Origin of the sequence: Geminocystis sp. M7585_C2015_104, assembly GCA_015295805.1 — a bacterium.
In the GTDB taxonomy this organism is placed as follows: domain Bacteria; phylum Cyanobacteriota; class Cyanobacteriia; order Cyanobacteriales; family Cyanobacteriaceae; genus DVEF01.
Genome location: DVEF01000006.1, coordinates 12,602 through 33,188, shown reverse-complemented (window position 1 = coordinate 33,188; position 20,587 = coordinate 12,602). Strand labels below are relative to the sequence as shown.

Sequence of the window (20,587 nt, the reverse complement as noted above, 5' to 3'; positions counted from 1 at the left end):
TGTCTTAGGTTAAAATTCCCCCCATCAGTTTTTGATGACGTCTGGCCAATTCCCTCTCCCACCGCCAGTTTTCGGGATTGTTGTTAGCCCATTGGGTGACTAGCTTTTCGGCGGCATTTCGTGCCATCATAAGAACATCCTGGTCTGTTGCTAGACTTGCGAGGGCAAAGTCGGGCAATCCCGATTGGCGATTTCCCAATACTTCTCCGGGCCCCCTTAGTCTTAAATCCATTTCGGCAATGAAAAAACCATCTTGGGACTGCTCTAAAATGTTTAACCGTTGGACAGTTTCGGGGGTTTTACTGTTGGTAACTAGGAAACAATAGGATTTGTGTTTGCCTGCCGACTCTCCCTCTTAGTTGGTGTAGTTGTGAGAGGCCAAATCTTTCGGCATTCTCTATTAACATCACTGTAGCGTTGGGAACATCCACTCCCACCTCGACGACGGTGGTGGAGACAATTATCTGGGTTTCGTTATTGCGAAAGGCATTGAGGGAGGCTTCTTTTTCTTGGGATGTCATTCTGCCGTGGAGTAATCCCACCCGGAAGTCAGGGAAGACTTTTTGGCTTAGTCTTTCATATTCCCTAGTGGCGGCTTTTACTTCTAGTTTCTCCGACTCTTCTATCAAGGGAAGGATAATATATGCCTGTCTGCCATTAGCTACTTCTCTTTTTATTAACTCATAGGCTTGTAAACGCTGTTTTCCCGTCAAGACTTTGGTAGTTATGGGTTGTCTGCCAGGGGGCAATTCGTCTATCTGACTGACATCTAAGTCTCCATGGAGGGTTAGGGCGAGGGTGCGGGGGATGGGTGTTGCTGTCATACTTAAAACGTGTGGAGCCTTTCCCTTTGACAGCAATTTGGCCCTCTGTTGTACCCCAAAGCGGTGTTGTTCGTCAATAACTACTAAGCCTAGATTGCGAAATTTAACATTATCCTGAATTAGGGCATGAGTACCAATTACTAGGGGTAATTCGCCACTTTCTAGTTGTGCATATATTTGTTTACGTTTAGAGGGTTTTGTCGCACCCGTTAGCAACTCTACTGGCAGATGAAGCTGGTTGAACCACTGTACTATTTTACGATAATGCTGCTCCGCTAATACCTCTGTGGGCGCCATCAAGGCTGCTTGGTATCCTGACTGGATTCCCATCAAAATGGCAAATACAGCTACAATTGTTTTCCCGGATCCTACATCCCCTTGGAGGAGACGATTCATGGGAGTGGAGGACTGTAAATCGTTTTTAATTGCTTCTATGACCCTTTTTTGGGCATTTGTGAGGGAAAAAGGCAGAATTTCTTGTAGTCTTTCTATTAAACGCCCACTAGCAGAAAAAGGGGTAGCGGTTTGATTTTGTTTTTGTTCTTGTCTTCTTTTAAGGAAGCCTAATTGCAGGTAAAAAAACTCGTCAAAAACCAGTCTTCTCCTAGCCTGGGCCAATTCTTCTTGGTTTTGGGGGTAGTGAATCTGGGCAATGGCAGCTTGTAGGTCCATTAGATTGTACTCTTTTTTGATACAATGGGGCAGTGGATCCTCAAGAAGGGGAATAGCCTTCATGGCCTCCATTATGGTTTTCCTGATGAAGTCGGAGGGAAGGCCCTCAGTGAGGGGATAAACGGGTACAAGACGCCCTATCTTTAGGGAATTGATAGTATTGCCGTCACTGTCGAGGACTTCAAATTCGGGATTGTCTAGGGTGGTGCCATAGGGGGTTTTTTTGACTAATCCGGAGGCGGCAACGATGGCATTTTGGGGATACATCCTTTTCATCTTCTCTTGCCAGCCTCTGTGACTATAATAAACACCGGCATAGAAGCGGGTAATTTTAACTTCCCCTGTGGAGTCTCTTAAAACCAGGTTGAAGATGGTTAGTTTTTTATTTTTAGGACTGGAAAAACACTCACATTTTCTAACTCTACCAACCACTGTAACGGTTTCACCAGCCTGCAAGTCTTTTATATTGACTTGACGGGCATAGTCAATATGAGCCCTAGGATAATAAAAAAGCAAATCCCGCACTGTTTCTAGGCCCAATTTGGCGAGTAAGTGTTGGTATTTGACAGAAACGCCTTTTAAAACCCCAACTGGGTCGTCTAATCTAAGAGAAGATATAGTGGAAGAGTTGAAAAATATGGGTGGTTTTTTTATCTGCAGGGAGGGGAAGTTTTTTTGTGTGAAAATGTCTTTGGGAGGAGAAGGTGGGGACTGATTTTGTTGTACTTGTTTTACCGAGGCAATCAAAGCGCGAGTTTGGGCAATTAAATGCCTTCTTTCAGGAATGGTTAACTGAGGATAACGGGCAAATTTTTTGGCAGTATCCAGCCAACGAAGCCTGAGTAGGAGGGTAGAGGCAGACACTGATATTGGTGGGGTTTGTCCAAAGGTGAGACATAAAAATTCATGGAATTGATATTGATTGCCCTTCAGGTTTTGATAACCAGACTCTTCTTCTATTTTGAGGGCCAATTCTACCCTATCCCAATCAAAATCCCTACTCATGTCTGTTGGCGTGTGTGATAGAGGCTTCTAGTAGTCACCAATGGATTCTACCTAAACCACTATAAAGGCTATAGGCAGTAATTGTGGAATGTTCATAAATCCAAGATAATAGGGAGACACGTTGGAGTTAGAAATATGGAGGAAATTATGAATCAAGCCCCTGTAGAATTAATGAAGCAAGAGGTGGGAAAGGCAGCGGCGCAAAGGGTACAATCCAATTGTATAGTAGGACTAGGGACAGGTTCTACTACTGCTTATGCCATTGAGTATATTGGCAAGAGGTTGACAAAGGGTGAAATCAGCAATGTGGTGGGAATACCAACATCCTATCAGGCGGAGGTGTTGGCGAGAAAGTATGGCATCCCTCTAACTACTTTGGACATGGTAGACCATATTGATATTGCCATAGATGGTGCTGATGAGGTAGACCCCCATAAAAATCTTATCAAAGGGGGAGGGGCTGCCCACACTCGGGAGAAAGTGGTAGATAGTCTGGCCGACTTATTTATAGTTGTAGTAGATAGTAGTAAACTAGTGGAAAAATTGGGCACCACCTTTGCCCTACCCGTGGAGGTGATACCCATGGCTGTAACCCCGGTGATGAGACAGTTAGAAAAACTGGGGGGAAAGCCAGAGTTGAGGATGGGAGTGAAAAAGGCAGGCCCGGTGGTGACGGATCAAGGTAATCTAGTGATAGACGTAAAGTTTGACTCTATTGACGAGCCGGCTGAGTTAGAAAAAACTATCAATAATATACCAGGGGTTGTAGAGAATGGTTTGTTTGTAGGGCTAGCCGATGTGATTTTGGTGGGCGAGATTGTAGACGGCAAACCAGTGGTAAGAGAAATTTCCTAAGTATACTGGTGCAGTTATAATGTTCTCATGAGCCCCTCATGGGGGCCATTTTAGTTTATGGTGTTAATCTAGATAACCCATTAGTAATACAGGATCGTCAATTTGATTGGAGGCAACTGGGCGATTACCCATGATTTTGTATTCTTGACTGATTTTTAAACCACTGGCCACTATAGGACGATTTCCCGATACTGTGATCATGTTTTTTATTTTAAGACCACTTTTAACCACTGGTCTGATACTACCCACAGAGGAGTAAGTTTTTACAATTTGAAGGCTGCATGGGGAAATTGGACGGTTTGACGGCAATAGGGTGGATTTTTCGCCGCCCGCATACATTAATACGCTACCAGAGGCAGCTGGGGTGGGGTTGGGGGAGGCTGGGTTATTGGTGGCTGTGACTGGGGATTCGGTTGTTGCAGTGGTTTTCTTCTCTTGATTGTTGTTGTTTTCGCTCATATTCTCCTCTCCATGGACTAGTTTTTTCCTAGTATATTCTACTGGTTCTTCATTTACAGAGTTAAGGGAAAAAACCGGGGAAGTGGGTTTTTTAATAAGATTCTCCTAGATAAGCCTCTAACACCTTCTCATTGCCCTGTATTTGAGAAGGAGTCCCATCTGCTAAATTCTTCCCCTCTGCCAATACCCATACATGACTACATAGGGACATGATCACGTCCATGTTGTGCTCTATGATCAGAAAGGATATTCCCTGTTTATTCCAACGAATTATATGTTCGCAAATCTGATTGATGAGGGTTGGATTCACCCCGGCTGCTGGTTCATCTAGTAAAATTAATTTAGGCTCTGTCATTAGTGCCCTGGCCATTTCTAATAATTTTCTTTGTCCTCCCGATAATGCCCCCGCGTAGTCATGGGCTTTTTCTGCCAAACCCACTGATTCTAGAATTGCCATTGCCTTTTCTTTATTTTCCCTTTCTTGTTGTCTAATTTTCCCCCCTTTTAGGAAAACAGAAATCAGACTCTCCCCCACTTGTCCTTTTCTTCCTAATAACATATTTTCCAACACTGTCAAACGCGACAGGGCCCTTGCTACTTGAAAAGTCCTTACCATCCCTAGTTGGGCTATTTTATGGGGTGGCAGATGTTGGATTGCTTTCCCCTCAAATAACACTATTCCTTCATCTGGCATTATAAAGTTGGACAGTAGATTAAAAAAAGTACTTTTTCCCGCCCCATTTGGCCCTATTAACCCCGTTATGCTCCCCTTTTTTACTTCTATTCTTGCCCTGTCTACTGCCTTTAAACTCCCAAAACTCTTTGATACGTTTATTGCCTGCAGTATTAACTCCTCTTCTTTTTCTCTTTTTTCCAACATTTTTTCTCTCTCTCCCTTTCTCCTTTCTTTCCTAGCCCATCATATCCAATTTCTGTTTTTGTATTCCATTTTTCTTTCCCCCCCTTCCATTCTTCCCCCCATCTTTTTGAAATTAATTCTTATTTGTTAAATTTTCAGCCCAAGTGTTTTGACAGTCTCTCTACCTGCCGCCCACACTAACTATCATAGCAGAAAAAAACCCAGTGTCAAGGGAAAATGGGATAACATGAGGGGAGACTAGGGGTATAGGAGAAAACTGAACCACAAGAAAGTTGGAGATAATGGGGAGGCTAGAATGGGGAGAAGAAAGGCAATAGGGTTGGTGGGTGGCAGTTGGAATCTTATCAACACTGGCCAGTACGACACCAGGGGGAAACGTAGTCCCTTGCACATTTCCGATTGTCCAGTGGCAGGATGGAAAGGTAAACGGTGGGTGGTGCACCAAGTGGGAAGGCAGTATATTTGTCATGGAAAGGGCAGAAGACTCCCCGCGCCCGGAGGGAATGTGGATAGGGCTTGTTTTTATACCGTAGAGTGTGTTTCTGTGGTATGGTGTTATAGGACGAAAAGGGAGCAAGAGAAAAGAAGTAATGGCAAGGATAAACGAGAATTATTTGAAATTGAAGGCGGGGTATCTGTTTCCGGAAATAGCAAGGAGGGTGAATGCCTTTGCCCAGGCTAACCCCACAGCAAAAATAATTAGACTGGGTATAGGAGATGTGACAGAGCCACTACCGGAAGCCTGCATAAGGGCAATGAAATTGGCAGTGGAGGAAATGGGTGTGCGCCAAACCTTTAGAGGATATGGGCCAGAACAAGGGTATCCTTGGTTAAGGGAGAAAATCGCTATACACGACTATCAAAGTCGAGGTTGTGATATATCTGCCGATGAAATATTCGTCTCAGATGGCTCAAAGTGTGATACGGGCAATATTTTGGACATCTTTGGGGATGATAACAGGATTGCTGTAACAGACCCCGTTTATCCTGTATATGTAGATACTAATGTAATGGCTGGACATACAGGAGAGGCCAACGAAAAAGGCGAATATGAGGGGTTGGTATATTTACCTATAACAGCAGAAAATAACTTTACGGCAGCAATACCAAAGGAGAAGGTAGACTTGATCTATCTGTGTTTCCCTAATAACCCCACCGGTGCAACGGCAACTAAGGAGCATTTACAGGCTTGGGTGGACTATGCTAGGGATAACGATGCCATCATCCTTTTTGACGCTGCCTATGAAGCGTTTATCACAGATCCTAGCATCCCCCATTCTATCTATGAAATACCGGGAGCAAAGGATTGTGCCATAGAATTTCGCTCTTTTTCCAAAAATGCCGGCTTTACTGGGACTCGTTGTGCTTTCACTGTAGTACCAAAAACTCTGAAGGGGAAAACTAGAGATGGCCAACAGGTGGACCTATGGCAGTTGTGGCATCGTCGTCAGTCTACGAAATTCAACGGGGTGTCTTATATTGTGCAAAGGGGTGCGGAGGCAGTTTACACGGATGAGGGGAAGGCACAAGTGGCAGCACTGGTAAAATTCTACATGGAAAACGCCCGCATTATCAGGGAGGAGTTGACAAGGGCAGGCTTGAAGGTTTATGGTGGGGTGAATGCCCCCTATGTGTGGGTGAAAACGCCAGAAGGTTTATCTAGTTGGGAGTTTTTTGACAAACTACTACATAGTGTACATGTGGTGGGCACTCCCGGTGCTGGATTTGGTGCCGCCGGCGAGGGTTATTTGCGTCTTAGTGCCTTCAACAGCCGGGAAAATGTCATAGAGGCTATGAATCGCATTACTTCCACTTTTAACTTCAACTGACCTCACGAGGGGCTAGGCTAGACTTATTGTGTTTGTATTTAGTCTAGTGTCTGAGCCCCCTTTATTTCTGGATTTCTTGTTATATAGTTTTTTTGCTCTGGCTGCTTCTAACAATCAAGCCATGTGAGTTCAATTTCTTCTATGCTACTGTTTTCGTGGTTATGAATAACTTTTGGAGAATCTGGCTTCAAATCTGGGTATTCTAGAGCATTTAAATATTTTTTAAAAAAGTCTATAGTCTTAGGTTTTATATATCCTTTTTCTAGAGCAACAGTGGCGAAATTAGAGGTATTTGTGGTTTTTTCGTCCCTAATTTCCTCTATTTGGTTTTCGTGGAGGATACCCGCTTCTAGGAGGTATTCTTCAAGGGTTTTACCAGGCAGACAACTAGACAAATACCCTTTTATTTTTTCTCCAAAGAAATCAGCGGTTTTTTGAGTAATCCAACCATGGTACGCCAGAATCTCCCCTATGCGCAATTCGGGGTAGTTTTTTTGTTCCCAAAGGGCCACCAGAACTTGGTTACTATTAACAATACCAGCATCTATTAAAAGTTCCCCTGTTTTTTTTATTAGTATTGTTTCCTTCATGGCCTATGTCAAGGGTTGGTCACTAATTATAGTCTATTAGAAAAGCCTCAAGCCCTGGTGGCCTAAGAGGGGGAAATTGCCATGATATATGTAAAGGTTGGTCACAATTTGTCACAATAGGGTTTAGCTTGATGATAATATTGGAAGATCTGTGTTTGTGACTTGAACAGAAGCGAGACAATTTTTTGCAGTCATGCCAGACTTTTTGCCAATTGCCTATTTCCGGGGAGAGTTTATCCCCTTTGCTGAAGCAAAGATTTCTATAGCTACTCATGGTTTACACTATGGGACAGGGGCCTTTGGCGGGCTAAGAGGTACAATAGATCCGGAAAACCCCCAACAGGTGTTGTTATTCCGTTTAGACCGCCATTGTCGTCGTCTAAGTGACAGTGCGAAGTATTTGCACTATGACTTACCAGCGGCTTTCATAGAGTCGGTGATTAAGGAGTTTGTGGTAAAAAACAGGCCCAGTAAGCCTTTTTACATTAGGCCATTTGTCTACACCTCGGATTTAGGGATAGCCCCCAGACTTCACAACATAGAGAAGGACTTTTTCGTGTATGGTTTAGAAATGGGGGATTATCTATCTCCAGAAGGGATTAGTTGCCGTATAAGTTCGTGGCATCGTCAAGAGGATAGGAGTTTGCCTTTGAGGGGGAAAATAAGTGGCGCCTATATAACCTCGGCTTTAGCTAAAACGGAGGCAGTGGAGAGTGGTTTTGACGAGGCAATTCTTCTCAACTCCCAGGGGAAAGTGTGTGAAGCCACGGGAATGAATATTTTCCTAGTAAGAAATGGTAAGCTAATTACCCCCAGTGTGGATCAAGATATTCTAGAGGGGATTACTAGAGATAGTATTATTACTATTGCCAAGGATTTGGGGATTGAAGTAGAACAAAGGCCCGTAGACAAGACAGAATTGTTTATAGCAGACGAGGTATTCTTGTGTGGGACAGCAGCGAAAATAACCCCGGTGAAGAGGGTGGAAAACTATCTGCTGCCGCCGGAGAGGAAAATTACCATGACACTTAAAGAAAAATTGACAGCAATCACCGAAAATAAAGAGCCTAAATATAGACACTGGATTACCGTTATCCCCATTTAATAGGGACAATCAGACAAAAGCAGAAGGGTTGGGGGGGATGTCTTGGATAGGTCCATCTCCCACTGCCTTGACTGCCTCCGGCAAAGATAACTTGCCAGTGTATAAAGCCTTCCCCACGATTACCCCGGTTACCCCTAGAGGCTCAAGGCTAGCAATACTTAATATATCAGTGAGACCACTAATACCCCCAGAGGCGATAATGGGAATATTAACGGCCTCTGCTATTTCCCTCAAGGCGGGAAGGTTTGGCCCTTCCAGGGTGCCGTCCTTGGTAATATCAGTGTAGATGATGGCGGAGGCGGTGGGGGGGATTTGTTTGGCCAACTGGACTGCATCCACGGAGGAAGTTTGTAACCAACCCCTGGTAGCCACCTTGCCATTACGGGCATCGATTCCCACTGCTATTTTGCCAGGATAAGCCTCACACAACTGTTGCATCAATTCCGGGTTTTCTACTGCCATTGTGCCCAGAATTACCCTTGCCACCCCCAAATCCAACAGTCTTTCTACTGCCTCCCTATTGCGTATTCCCCCCCCCACCTGTACGGGAATATTGAGACTCCTGACAATTTTGGCAATTATTTCCAGGTTAACTGTATTACCCTCCCTAGCCCCATCCAAGTCCACCAAATGGAGGCGTGGCGCGCCCAATGATTGCCATTGCAACGCCATTTCCACCGGATTATCACTGAATACCTGGGACTGCTGATAGTCTCCCTGATACAGTCTTACACAACGTCCTGCCAAAAGGTCTATTGCCGGTATTACTTCCATACCTGACACACACAGTAATTGTAAAGGAATTTTATTATACCAGTTGACAGGGGGAAAAAAAAGGTATATAATCGGAGGCAGTTGGGGTCAGAGGACCCGATTAGGGTGTGAGGAAATCAAGGAGTGGCTCATGGGGTCGAAACACGGCAAGACTCCCGTGAGCCTTTGTTTTTTGTGTACTTGTTGTGAGGGGTTTGTGAGGGGAAAAGGTATGGGGAAGTGGTTGCCGGCATCGTGGCAGATAGCAGCAGCCAGGTGGATATGGAGAAGTCTTTGGCGGCTGATGATGTCCAGGTTGGCGCCCGTGGGGGAAAGGGGGGATTATCAACGGCCATCCAGTCAGTTTCGCAATGCCATTAGCAAACAGGGAGATTATCCGCCAGAAAAAGGACGTTATCGCCTGTACGTAGGCATGAGTTGCCCCTGGGCCCATCGGACTACAATAGTCAGAGCATTAAAGGGGTTAGAAGACGTCATAGAGGTAGTAGTGGTAATCCCCTCCGTTACCAGTGGCGGTTGGGTGATGAAAGACGCCTCTGAGGGTTGTGTCACCCTTTGCCAATTATATAAATTGTCCTCACCTGGTTATCGCGGTCGTTGTACTGTTCCTGTCTTATGGGATACTAAAAGCAAGAGAATAGTCAACAATGAGAGTGGGGAAATAATTGTCTATTTGAATAGCCAGTTTAACCAGTGGGCGAAAAATCCCCAATTAGACTTATACCCGGCTTCTTTGCGTGGGGAAATTGACAGTTGGAATGAGAAGATTTATGAGTATATCAACAACGGCGTTTATAAGTGTGGTTTTGCCCAAACCCAGGAGGCTTATGAATCTGCCTGTCGTCTTTTGTTTGCCACCTTAGACGAAATTGATTCTCATCTTAAGTCTAATCGCTACCTGTGTGGGGATAATTTCACCTTGGCTGATGTACGTCTGTTTCCCACCCTTATTCGTTTTGATGCCATTTACTATCCCCTTTTCAAGTGTAGCATCAGGCCTTTACAGTCTTACCAGCATATTTCCCGGTATCTCCAAGACATAAACAATTTACCCGGCATTAGAAACACCTACTGTCTAGACACCATTAAGAAAGACTACTATAGCAGTCTTTTCCCCCTCAATCCCAGTGGCATTATCCCCCTGTAAACTTTTTCCCCCACCACACCCCACTGCCATCCCTATCCCCTTTGGCTGTACAAAATTTAAAAGAGAATAACTGTCGTCAAGAAGGGGAGAGGTGAAAAGGGAGGGGAGGGGAATATAATGATAGGGCAGTAGGAAAGAAGAGGAAAAAAAGGAGTTTAAGGGGATATGAGCATAAACGGCGTACTATGGGGAGGAGTAATAGGGTTGTTGTCTATAGTATGGGTGGAGGTGGTGAGAGACATATACCATGTATTGGGACATGTGTGGCAGCCACTATGTAAACTACACGGATGGCACCATAGGGTATTTAAACCGGATTTATCAGTATACAGTGAGGAGATTTACCGAAAGGCCAACTGGTACAACGATTTCCCGGAATCCCTGGTTATGCTAAGTTTTAGCATTATTTACGCCCTGACGGTGCTAAGACAACAGTGGTTGAGGGAGGGGTTAGAATGGTTAGCCTGGAGTGGGACTGTTTACAGTCTAACATTTACAGGGGGTGCCATAGCTCGTGGGTTGGGAATACCAGGTGCGGATGTTATTACAGATGTGACCCATCGTCCGGGGGAATTTACCCAAGTTCCGGGGGACTGGTTAGTAAATCGTCCTTACCATTGGCGTCATCATTTTGACGACCAAAATGCCTACTTTTGTGGTACTATTACATTGGTAGATAAGATAATGGGCACATCTCTTTCTTTAAAGGGCAAGAGGATTGCCATCACAGGCGCCAATGGAGCCCTGGGACGGGCCTTGGCTAAACAGCTATACTTAAAAGGGGCACAAGTTACTGCCTTAACCTCCCGAGATAAGGAATTGTCAATAAACATTGATGACAAACAAATCCCCATTAAAACTATTAAGTGGCAGATAGGGAGAGAATCGGATTTGGCCGAAATTCTGGCAAAAACTGATATTCTTATCCTCAATCACGGTATTAATGTGCATGGGGAAAAAACTGCAGAAGCCATTCAAAATTCTTTTGAAATTAATACCTTTTCCCAGTGGCGATTAATGGAATTATTCCTAGCCACCGTTAAAACCAATAAGGACAAGGCTACAAAAGAAATATGGGTTAATACGTCCGAGGCAGAAGTAAGTCCAGCATTTAGTCCTCTTTATGAGATGAGTAAACGTACCATGGGGGATATTGTAACTTTGAAAAGGATAAATGCCCCCTGTGTCATCCGAAAACTCATTTTAGGGCCTTTTAAGAGTAATCTTAACCCCATTGGGGTAATGTCTCCAGACTGGGTTGCCAGACAAATTGTCAATCTTGCCACTAGGGATTGTCGTGACATTATTGTGACTATTAATCCCCTAACCTATGTCCTATTCCCCATTAAGGAGTTAGTCACATCCATTTATTTCCAGTTGTTTACCAGGTAGAATAGAACAAGACTAGTTCCTCGTTGGGTAAACTGCCAGAAGACAGTGAGTGGCAAAAGGGGAGTTAATTTTCTCCCCCTGCCTGTGGCTACTGAAACCCAGATACTAGACACTTGCCACTGATGTTTGTTTTTCTTCTTGTTGTGGACTATTCTCTCGGCTAGATAGTTGGATTAACTCTATTTTATAACCGTCTGGGTCTTCTACGAAGGCTATTACTGTGCTACCATGCTTCATTGGACCCGGTTCTCTGGTTATTTTACCACCCTTAGCCCTAATTTGTTCACAAGTGGCGTAAATGTCATCTACTCCTATTGCTATATGTCCAAATCCGTCACCCAGATTATAGCTGTCGGTGTCCCAGTTGTGGGTTAATTCGATTACACTATTGTTAGCCTCATCTCCATAACCCACAAAGGCGAGGGTAAATCTGCCGCCGGGGTAGTCTTTTTTCCTCAACAGTTTCATCCCCAAAACATTGCAATAAAAGTCTAGGGACTTTTCCAAATCCCCCACCCTTATCATTGTATGTAAAATACGCATTTTCCCCTCCTTATTTCTGTCTACCCTGTTTCTGTTTAGTGTTTATGTTAGGCTTTACTCTTGTTTGTTTAATTTATTCTGCCATGAATTGCCTATTTGTGGGTTAGCAAAAACGAGATTCAGTTCGAGTTTATCATCATGATTCTCCCCCATATTTACCTCTATGGTGTCTATAAACTCCCTTAGATAGAATCTTCTTTCTGAATTTGACAAGTCATGCCATAACTGGGGGTTAGACAGATTTTTGGCTATCACCCCTAGGGTGTTTGGCGGCATTTGGTTTATTTTTTGTTGCATTTTACTCATCTTTTCCCTCAGACGGTAAGTTATCTTTTTGGCTTCTTCCTCTTCTAACACTCCCTCATCTTCTAGTCTTCTTATCACCTCCAATTTTTCTTTTATCTTTTTGATTTCCTCCCTCTCAATGTTTCTTGTTTCCTCTATTTTATCCCTCTCTGTCTCCGTTTCTTTAATTGCCTCAAATAAATTACATATCGTTTCAATGAGCCTCGTCAACACCGAATTGTATGACAGGGACTTACAGGGTTTATTCTTAGGGCAATTTGTGGGAGTTAAATACAAATAAGAATACCCCTTTGTTTTGTTACTTACAGGATTAACCCTGAGGGGGCATTGGCAGCTTTTACATTTTAGTAAGCCGGCGAGACAGTGTTTTGAGGAGACACTTTTCGGGGCAAATTTTTTGTTGTTTCTCAAAAGGCGCTCAATTTGAGCACTTTCTTGTCTAGTTATGATTGGAGGGTGGGTATCAGAGACGATGGTGTTTTTGTTATACAGCAAATCTCCCCTATATACCGGGTTTTTCAGCCAGTTTTTGGCAGTAGATGGTGAGATTTTTTTTTGGTATTTTTCTTCCAGATATTTTACACTTCTTCTGAGACTGCCTGAGAGTAAAAAAACCCTAAAAAACTCCCTGATTATCGGGGCATTTACGGGGTCAATCATATAGCCCTTATTGCCCCTTATATAGCCGAAGGGAGCCCTCCCCGGTGGTGGCAGAGTCTCCATTTTCCTTATTGCGTGGGATAGAATTAATTTTCTTCTTTGCAACTCCTTTTCTATTTGTTTCCAAATTTCTCTGAGTTTGTTCCTTTTTGTGGGTGTATCTACCACCTTAAAATCACTAGTTTTATACCCTTCGTTTGCGGCGATAATTTCCACACCCAATGACTCCAAATGTGTGATTATTCCTTCTACTTCTTCCAGGTTATCACCCAGAGATGCCAAACTGGATACCATTAAACAGTCTGGTTTTTCATTCTGGCAATCTTCAATTAGTTTTCTCAGCTGTCTTCTGTCGCCTATATCCTGATATATTTTTTCTATTCGCCCTATATTGCATCCCAATTTTGTCTCCTGATTGATTAGGGGGTTTTTATAAAAATAGGCCATGGCCGTCACTGCTGCTTCCCTGTGCAAAGGCCTCTCAATTGATGTTATCATTCTAACACCAGTGGTGTCGGCTCTATTAATGTATAATTAATCTGTAACATTTTTTTACATTATTATTACAATATATGGGCGGAATTGAGTCTCTATTTATTTCCCTAGACTATCATTTGACTCTCCCAATTCTTTTGGCAAAAATAAAAGAGGAGTTGAGGGTAGATCAGGTTTTTGTGGAGAGAATACAGGGGGAAGAAACTCAAGGAGAAATAATTGAAATTAGCGGGGAGACTAGGGAAGATATCGAGTTATATGGTGGGGCTTATGAAGCTATAACTTCTCTACTTAGCAGAAAAATAGAGAGAGACAAAAAAAACTACTTAACTCATGAAGATATATACGATGAAGAGGACACCCATCCCATAAATCGTGCCGAGTTAGTGTTCCCAATTTGGCTACAAACCCCGGAGGTTGTTGCCTTGAATGGGGAGGAGGATGGGGAAAAAAAATTAGAAAATAAACTATGGGGTTTTTTGTATATTTATGATTATGATTGTCAAAGAAAATGGCAACAAAAGGAAATTGAGAAAATAGGAGAGATTATACAATACATCATTCTGGCAGTAGAGAGGAGTTTTGTTTATGAAAGACTAAAAATGGTAGAAGAGAGTTGTCAGTCTTATTCCCTGTTGGATGAAGTGACAGGTCTGGCCAATTATAACTCCTTTATGGATTGTATAGACTATGAATGGAGGAGATTAGCCAGGGAAAGACAACCACTTTCCCTTATTTTAATTGTTATAAATTGCGAAAAAACCCTTGAAGATGTTACACTAGCCCTCCTAGGGAACATAATTTTAGAGGAGACTAAACGCCCGGCTGACTTAGGGGCATATTGCAAGGAAAATAAATTCATGGTGATGTTGCCAAATACCGACGAAAAGGGCGCCACATGTGTAAAGAATAACATGGTTAGAAAGATAAGAAGTTTACTGAAGTCTAGAGAAGATTATACAGATTGTGTTTTGTTGTGTTCAGTGGCTAGTGTTATACCCCGTCATGGAGAGTCTTATAGCAAGATTTTAAAAGATTTGGAAGAAAACCTAACAATATCAGAATAGAAAATGAGTTATATTTGGTAAAATTACTTTCTAACTAAAGAAGATTACTGAATAAAAGAATATATGGATATAGTAGAGAAAATACGTTTAGGGGCAGCGGTGGCCGTTGCGAAGATTGTAACGGGGTTGGTAAAAATTTTTAGATTAGGTGCCGCAAGTGTTTTGCCAGGAGAAATTGCCTCTCGTCTTTATCCCCGCATTTTTAACACCTTGTCTAGGCAATTTAAAAAAGGAATAATTCTGGTAGCAGGCACAAATGGGAAAACAACAACTTCTCTACTATTAAAACAAATACTGGCCAATGAGGGGTATCGGGTAATCCACAACGCCACCGGCGCCAATTTGATGAATGGTTTAATCACCTGTTTAGTTACTAATAGCAGTTTATGGGGTGCAATCAGGGCGGATTATGGTATTCTGGAAGTGGACGAAAATGTACTCCCCCTAGTATTAAAAGAATGCCAACCTAGTCATATTTTAGCCTTAAACTTGTTCAGAGATCAACTGGACAGATATGGGGAGGTAGACACCATCAGTTACCGCTGGCGACAGGCAATTAGTAGTCTAAAAGAAGAAACAATTGTGATTCTGAATGGAGACGATCCCACTTTATGCTATCTTGGTCAAAATCTGCCACAGAAAGTGTTATATTTCGGTTTAAATGAGCCGGATTTATATTTAGATGAAATTCCTCATGCTGTTGATTCTATTTATTGTCCAAGGTGTGGTAGTTCACTAATTTACAAAGGTGTTTATCTTTCGCATCTAGGGGATTATCATTGTGGGAGTTGTGGATTTTATAAGGAAAGACTGGCAATAGAAAGTAAGCAATGGCCTCAGATTTTAATGGGGGTTTACAACAAGTACAACACTCTGGCGGCGGCGACAGTAGCGGAGTCGATAGGCATCACCAGGGAAAAAATACTGGAAGCCATAAACAATTTTAAACCTGCTTTTGGGAGGGCAGAGGAATTAAAAATTGGCAACAAAAAGGTGAGAATACTGCTATCAAAAAATCCAGTGGGAATGAATGAGACAATTAGGACAGTTAACGAGATGAGGGAATACCAACCCTTGAGCACTATATTGATGGTACTAAATGATCGAACTCCTGATGGCACAGATGTATCTTGGATTTGGGATGTGGATACGGAAAAACTAGTAGCCAGGGGTGGGAATATAGTGGTGAGTGGGGATAGGGTTTATGATATGGCCCTAAGACTAAAATACAGCCTAGAGAAACTAGAGGAGAATAATTTAAATTTGGTGGTAGAGGAAAAACTGGCAACTGCTGTAGAAAAGGCATTAAGTCTGACACCGCCTGGGGAAACCCTATATATAATCCCCACTTACTCGGCGATGTTGGAGGTGCGAAAACTGCTAGTAGGCAGGGGGATTCTTTAAGTTTGATGAGAGAAAGATGGTGTCAGAAACAAGAAAAATGCCGCGACTTGAGGAATAAGGGTGGGGGGATAACAAGACTGTTGTCAGCAAGAAGAGAGTAGTATGGGATGGGGATTGATGGTGTGAAAAAACCACCACTGGGACAAGGGGAAAAGTGATGGGATAGAAAAACGGGGCAGAGAAATGCGGTGGCGTGGCGGGAGATGGTATTAACCAACAAGAATACTGCCACCAAGCAGGGGAATTCTCTTACAAAAAGAGAAAAGACAGGGAAAGTTGGATTTGGATAACAGTAATAGCGTCTTCATTAGCATATACCCCCAAATCCCCAACCTCCTTTAACACCTAACAGCGTCTAAAACACAAGAATAATAAAAACGGGTACTAATCATCTGTTTACGCTGGACAGTAAAGCCATTTTGTTGGACAATAGTAATAATGTCTTCTTCCCTGTGCTGGTAGGCACGAGTGGTTTTGCTGGCCCCGGGAAAAAGACTGCCAATACCCTTTAATATGGTCAAAAAGAAGGTTTTTGGGGCAAAACTGAGAATAAGACGGGATGAAGCTAGGGAAGAGAGGTGATTGAGCATTCTGGCGGCATCTGGGGTGGGATAATGGATTAAAACGTCTAGACAGATTACTACATCGTATTGTCCTGTAAGAGACTCCAAATCTGCTACTGCTAGTCTAACATTGTGGGGGTTGGGAATAGCCCGTCTAATCCTGTCTGCCGCCTCCTGTATCATCTTGCTAGAGATGTCAGAGGCAAACACCCTGGCGCCTTCTCTAGCTAGGGGAATAGTTAAACTGCCAACACCACAGCCGGCATCACAAATGGTGAGTTTAGATAAGTTGCCTCCCTCCCTCAGCCAAGCGACGACCGTATCTACAGTGCGTTGATGTCCCTGACGAATATCCAACTGTACCCTATTTACTTTACCATTCCCGTAAATGTTACGCCAACGTTCAAACCCTGTGGCGTTAAAATATTCCTTGACTATTGTTTTATCATCCCTGGTTTTCCGGAGACTGTTTGTCATGTGGATTCTGCCTCAATTGACTGGATACTATTAGACAATACAACTTTTAGATTTTACCTCTTTCCTTATCTTTCTCCCTCTTTTGGGGAAAAAACCGGCGGTTAAATCTACAACTGTTTCCAAAATAGGAGAAGTGGATTAAGATAATGGGATTATAAAACAATCAATCGTATTTCTGTTATTTTCTAAGAGGATACAAAAAATGGGCCTGTTTGGGTTTTCTTCGGAATCTCAAGACATGGGGATTGACTTGGGCACTGCCAATACTCTCATTTATATGCCCGGCAAAGGTATAGTATTAGACGAGCCTTCGGTAATTGCCATTGACGAGGAGAGACAAGAGGCAATTGCAGTGGGGAAGGAGGCACAAAGAATGCTGGGGCGCGCGCCGAGGAATGTCAAAACCTTCCGCCCCCTCAAAGACGGGGTTATAACTGATGTGAGACTCACAGAGATGATGCTAAGAGAGTTTATCAGAAAGGTAAGGGGCAATAACAATCTTACCAAATCCTCTCGTATTGTCATAGGGGTGCCCAGTGGTATCACTGCGGTGGAGAGAAGGGCAGTAGAAGAAGCCATGGAGACTTCTGGGGCTATTGATAATATAGAATTTATTGACGAGCCCGTCGCCGCTGCCATAGGCGCCGGATTACCGGTGGACGAGCCTGTCGGTAGTATGATTGTAGATATTGGTGGTGGTACTACAGAGGTAGCAGTGTTGAGCCTCCACGGTATAGTGTTGAGTGATTCTATTCGGATTGCGGGAGACGAAATCAGTGAGGCCATTAAATTCTATCTTAAACGCAAGTATAACCTGATTATTGGCGATTGTACCGCAGAAAGGATAAAAATTGAAATTGGTTCGGCCTATCCGGTAGAAAACCTGATTCCCAGTATGGAAATTCGTGGTTTGAATGTAGTTTCCGGTTTACCCAAAACCATTACCATCACTGCCGAGGAAATCCGGGAGTGTATTACTGATACTATTGGTTTGATTGTAGAGTCTATCAAGAGGATTCTAGAACAAACTCCCCCGGAAATAGCAGGAGACATCATCGACAGGGGAATTACTCTTGCGGGGGGTGGTGCCCTTTTGCGGGGTTTAGATATACTTATTTCTGAGAAAACCGGTATTATTACCCACGTAGCGCCTGAACCCCTCAAATGTGTTGTCTATGGCACAGGTAAGGTTTTAGAAGAATATGAGCGTCTAGGAAGGGCTAGTCGTAAGAGATTTAGTAGATAGTAATATCCCTCTTTTGTTGTTGTTTGAGTCTTTGGCCTTTCCGGCTTTTTTGTACTTTGGCAAATGCTGGAGTCCTATAGTTATGCCCTTTATTTGGCTATGTTAGCTTTTGATTTTATATACCAGCGCTTGTCTGAGCTGCGGGATAGGTGGTTTTTTTTTGGCAGAGATAATGGCGAGATATTGGAACTATTTAAGGTATATTTAGACCTAGTAAACGAAAGATATAAAGAAGGCAAAAGCCCAATAATATTCCTGGGGGAAAAAAAAACAGAAAAATTTGTCAGCGCCTTTTTGGCATCCATAGCCGGCAGAGGTTGTCTATTTTTGATAAACCCTCTGTGGCAAAAACAAGAATGGCAACAGCTGAAGACTATTGCTAAACCTGATATAGTTTTGGGAACTATACCACAAAACTTTGACCAGGGCGACATGCCGGAAGAAAATTGTCCTAGAATTGCCGGGGTTATGATTCCCACTGGGGGTACTTCTGGTAGGATTAAATTTGCCATCCATACCTGGGATACCCTGGTGAATTCTGCCCTGGCTTTTTATCATTATTTTGGTTGTAAAACCATTAACTATTTTGTTTGTCTCCCCCTCTATCATGTCAGTGGATTAATGCCTTTTATCCGGAGTTTCACTACTGGAGGTAGGCTGTTTTTCTACCCCTTTGGCCTTCTGAAGAAAGGAGAATATCCCCGGGAGAATTTTTCCGGTTTTTACATTTCTTTGGTGCCAACCCAGCTCAATTTTTTCCTGGAGAATAATCCCGATTTTTTAAAGCAGTTTAAAGCTATACTAGTGGGGGGGGCTCCACTCACAAACGAGCAAATGTTTCTGGCAAGAAAACATGCTTTACCCCTAGCCCCAACCTATGGCATGACTGAAACCGCCGGGGGAATTACAATCCTTAAACCGGAAGAATTTGCCAGCAACAATAAAAGCAGTGGCAAGCCGTTACCCCATGCTAAAATAACGACAGAAAATGGCGTGATAAAGGTTGAGTCAACTTCCCTTTTTAAGGGATATTATCCTCACTATAAACCCCAGCATGTATTTGTAACTGACGATGTGGGCCATCTTGACTCTGAGGGCTATTTACATGTTTTAGGGAGGAATAGTTTCAAAATAATTAGCGGGGGAGAGAATATTTTTCCCCAAGAGGTAGAAGAAGTAATATTGGCTACGAATTTGGTGGAGGATGTGGCGGTAAGGGGAGTAAAACACCCCTATTGGGGAGAGATTGTAGCCTGTTTTTATGTGCCAAAAAATGAAACGATAACGGCAGAGCAAATACGTCTGAGAATCCAGGGGGAAATTAGCAGTTATAAAATTCCAAAAATCTGGGAAAAAAGAGAATTTATTCCCAGAAATGACCAGGGGAAAATAAACTATAATCACCCCAGTCTGACTGTGTATTATGGCAGTAACTAGAAAGCCGGGCCACAGGATTAAAGTAACATAATGGGGTAAGGGAATTGAACAACAGGCTGAGGGGAAAAAATAACTTGACACCAATACCCTAAGGGATTATATATGACACCAGACTAAAAAATAATAGATGGAAAATGGAGCTAAAAAGAGAATTTTTCCCCCTGGTGCGAAAAACCATAATGCCGCGGCCGTACTCCTTAGAAGAGACAGACGTATTGGGGCAAAGTGGCACCGCTTGGGCAGTGGATGCGGCAATTTTTGGGGATAACTGGTATTTGGATAGGGAGTCAGGCTTGGTAGAAATCTATGGCGCCGGCGCGGCTATCTGTTTCCGTCATCTGCTACCCCGTAAAAACAAATATGAGAAAGAGGGATTGTATCTACGTCTCAAACTGGCCTATCGAACAACTGAGAACGCGAATGTAAACATACGTACCTTTTCAGGGCGAAATATAACCCTCCCTAACAGTGTAGAAGGAAGCATATTTGATGATCCAGAAACATACTGGTATGTCACCGACGACATGACAATCAACATTAACTCCATCTACACCCACGAGAAGATGTGGATTCAGAGGGTGGATTGGGAGTGGATGAGTAAGGAGGTAGTATACGAGGATGAGGTGGATGAGACAAATATCTTTCTCGCTCGCTCATACGAAGAAGTACAAAAACTATACATACCCCCGAAAATAACCACCGACACCGTAAAAGAGTTTCTCATCAAGAAAATAAAACAAGACGACTACTTCGCCAAACGTTGTCTTGCCCTCTTGTTACAGGATAAATTCATGAGCCAAGATTTGGTAGCTTTATTTAAAGAAACAGGAATTGAACTGTAAGTCATTTTTGGACTA

Annotated in this window: 18 protein-coding genes and 1 pseudogene; 11 read left to right on the top strand and 8 right to left on the bottom strand. The window is 43.1% G+C overall.

The genetic code is table 11. From position 1 onward, the window contains the following. Positions 1-4: 4 nt before the first annotated feature. Positions 5-2,501 (bottom strand): annotated as a pseudogene (gene recG / locus IGQ44_00810) (ATP-dependent DNA helicase RecG). A gap of 147 nt (positions 2,502-2,648) precedes the next feature. Between recG and rpiA the strand changes: the two are divergent. Beyond that, positions 2,649-3,356, top strand: a complete 708-nt coding sequence (rpiA, locus tag IGQ44_00805; protein ID HIK36520.1) for a ribose-5-phosphate isomerase RpiA — start codon at positions 2,649-2,651, stop codon at positions 3,354-3,356. Positions 3,357-3,419: 63 nt separating this feature from the next. Here the strand turns inward: rpiA and IGQ44_00800 are convergent, their stop codons facing one another. After that, positions 3,420-3,815: a hypothetical protein gene (locus IGQ44_00800; GenBank protein ID HIK36519.1), complete on the bottom strand. Its 396-nt coding sequence runs from the start codon at positions 3,813-3,815 to the stop codon at positions 3,420-3,422. A 91-nt stretch (positions 3,816-3,906) separates the two neighbouring features. After that, positions 3,907-4,695: an ABC transporter ATP-binding protein gene (locus IGQ44_00795; GenBank protein HIK36518.1), complete on the bottom strand. Its 789-nt coding sequence runs from the start codon at positions 4,693-4,695 to the stop codon at positions 3,907-3,909. Between the two features lie 295 nt (positions 4,696-4,990). Here IGQ44_00795 and IGQ44_00790 point away from each other — a divergent pair, with 295 nt between their 5' ends. Together IGQ44_00790 and IGQ44_00785 are read left to right on the top strand one after the other, a co-directional pair. Next, the gene (locus IGQ44_00790) at positions 4,991-5,377 is read left to right on the top strand and encodes a hypothetical protein (protein ID HIK36517.1); all 387 of its coding nucleotides are present in this window, start codon (positions 4,991-4,993) and stop codon (positions 5,375-5,377) included. Then, positions 5,286-6,524 (top strand): LL-diaminopimelate aminotransferase, encoded by a 1,239-nt coding sequence (locus IGQ44_00785; GenBank protein ID HIK36516.1) that lies wholly within the window; start codon positions 5,286-5,288, stop codon positions 6,522-6,524. Before IGQ44_00790 ends, IGQ44_00785 begins: the two co-directional genes overlap by 92 nt. 107 nt (positions 6,525-6,631) lie before the next feature. Here the strand turns inward: IGQ44_00785 and IGQ44_00780 are convergent, their stop codons facing one another. Then, positions 6,632-7,114, bottom strand: coding sequence for a hypothetical protein (locus tag IGQ44_00780; protein ID HIK36515.1), 483 nt, complete (start codon positions 7,112-7,114; stop codon positions 6,632-6,634). A 193-nt stretch (positions 7,115-7,307) separates the two neighbouring features. On the opposite strand from IGQ44_00780, the gene IGQ44_00775 reads away from it, so the two are divergent. After that, positions 7,308-8,219: a branched-chain amino acid transaminase gene (locus tag IGQ44_00775; GenBank protein HIK36514.1), complete on the top strand. Its 912-nt coding sequence runs from the start codon at positions 7,308-7,310 to the stop codon at positions 8,217-8,219. Positions 8,220-8,228: 9 nt separating this feature from the next. Here the strand turns inward: IGQ44_00775 and hisA are convergent, their stop codons facing one another. After that, on the bottom strand, positions 8,229-8,993 hold the full coding sequence (gene hisA, locus IGQ44_00770) for a 1-(5-phosphoribosyl)-5-[(5-phosphoribosylamino)methylideneamino]imidazole-4-carboxamide isomerase (GenBank protein ID HIK36513.1): 765 nt from the start codon (positions 8,991-8,993) through the stop codon (positions 8,229-8,231). Positions 8,994-9,204: 211 nt separating this feature from the next. Here hisA and IGQ44_00765 point away from each other — a divergent pair, with 211 nt between their 5' ends. Together IGQ44_00765 and IGQ44_00760 are read left to right on the top strand one after the other, a co-directional pair. Beyond that, a complete protein-coding gene (locus tag IGQ44_00765) occupies positions 9,205-10,140 on the top strand; it encodes a glutathione S-transferase C-terminal domain-containing protein (protein HIK36512.1) in 936 nt (311 codons plus the stop codon). 165 nt (positions 10,141-10,305) lie between these two features. Further along, positions 10,306-11,532 (top strand): bifunctional sterol desaturase/short chain dehydrogenase, encoded by a 1,227-nt coding sequence (locus IGQ44_00760; protein HIK36511.1) that lies wholly within the window; start codon positions 10,306-10,308, stop codon positions 11,530-11,532. A gap of 105 nt (positions 11,533-11,637) precedes the next feature. Here the strand turns inward: IGQ44_00760 and gloA are convergent, their stop codons facing one another. Next, positions 11,638-12,075 carry a lactoylglutathione lyase gene (gloA, locus tag IGQ44_00755; GenBank protein HIK36510.1) on the bottom strand — a complete coding sequence of 146 codons (438 nt, stop codon included), beginning with the start codon at positions 12,073-12,075 and terminating at the stop codon, positions 11,638-11,640. 54 nt (positions 12,076-12,129) lie between these two features. Then, complete coding sequence (locus tag IGQ44_00750; GenBank protein ID HIK36509.1) at positions 12,130-13,515, bottom strand: recombinase family protein; 1,386 nt, start codon at positions 13,513-13,515, stop codon at positions 12,130-12,132. Between the two features lie 98 nt (positions 13,516-13,613). On the opposite strand from IGQ44_00750, the gene IGQ44_00745 reads away from it, so the two are divergent. Continuing rightward, positions 13,614-14,603, top strand: coding sequence for a diguanylate cyclase (locus IGQ44_00745; GenBank protein ID HIK36508.1), 990 nt, complete (start codon positions 13,614-13,616; stop codon positions 14,601-14,603). A gap of 63 nt (positions 14,604-14,666) precedes the next feature. Next, positions 14,667-16,007 (top strand): Mur ligase family protein, encoded by a 1,341-nt coding sequence (locus IGQ44_00740; protein HIK36507.1) that lies wholly within the window; start codon positions 14,667-14,669, stop codon positions 16,005-16,007. A 338-nt stretch (positions 16,008-16,345) separates the two neighbouring features. On the opposite strand, the gene IGQ44_00735 is transcribed toward IGQ44_00740, so the two are convergent. Next, positions 16,346-17,047, bottom strand: a complete 702-nt coding sequence (locus IGQ44_00735; protein ID HIK36506.1) for a magnesium protoporphyrin IX methyltransferase — start codon at positions 17,045-17,047, stop codon at positions 16,346-16,348. Positions 17,048-17,249: 202 nt separating this feature from the next. Between IGQ44_00735 and IGQ44_00730 the strand changes: the two genes are divergently transcribed. The 3 genes from IGQ44_00730 (at position 17,250) to IGQ44_00720 (ending at position 20,572) form a co-directional block, all read left to right on the top strand. After that, entirely contained in the window at positions 17,250-18,293 is a 1,044-nt protein-coding gene (locus IGQ44_00730; protein ID HIK36505.1) for a rod shape-determining protein, read from the top strand. A 99-nt stretch (positions 18,294-18,392) separates the two neighbouring features. Further along, complete coding sequence (locus IGQ44_00725) at positions 18,393-19,730, top strand: AMP-binding protein (protein ID HIK36504.1); 1,338 nt, start codon at positions 18,393-18,395, stop codon at positions 19,728-19,730. 134 nt (positions 19,731-19,864) lie between these two features. Further along, a complete protein-coding gene (locus tag IGQ44_00720) occupies positions 19,865-20,572 on the top strand; it encodes a hypothetical protein (protein HIK36503.1) in 708 nt (235 codons plus the stop codon). Positions 20,573-20,587: the final 15 nt, after the last annotated feature.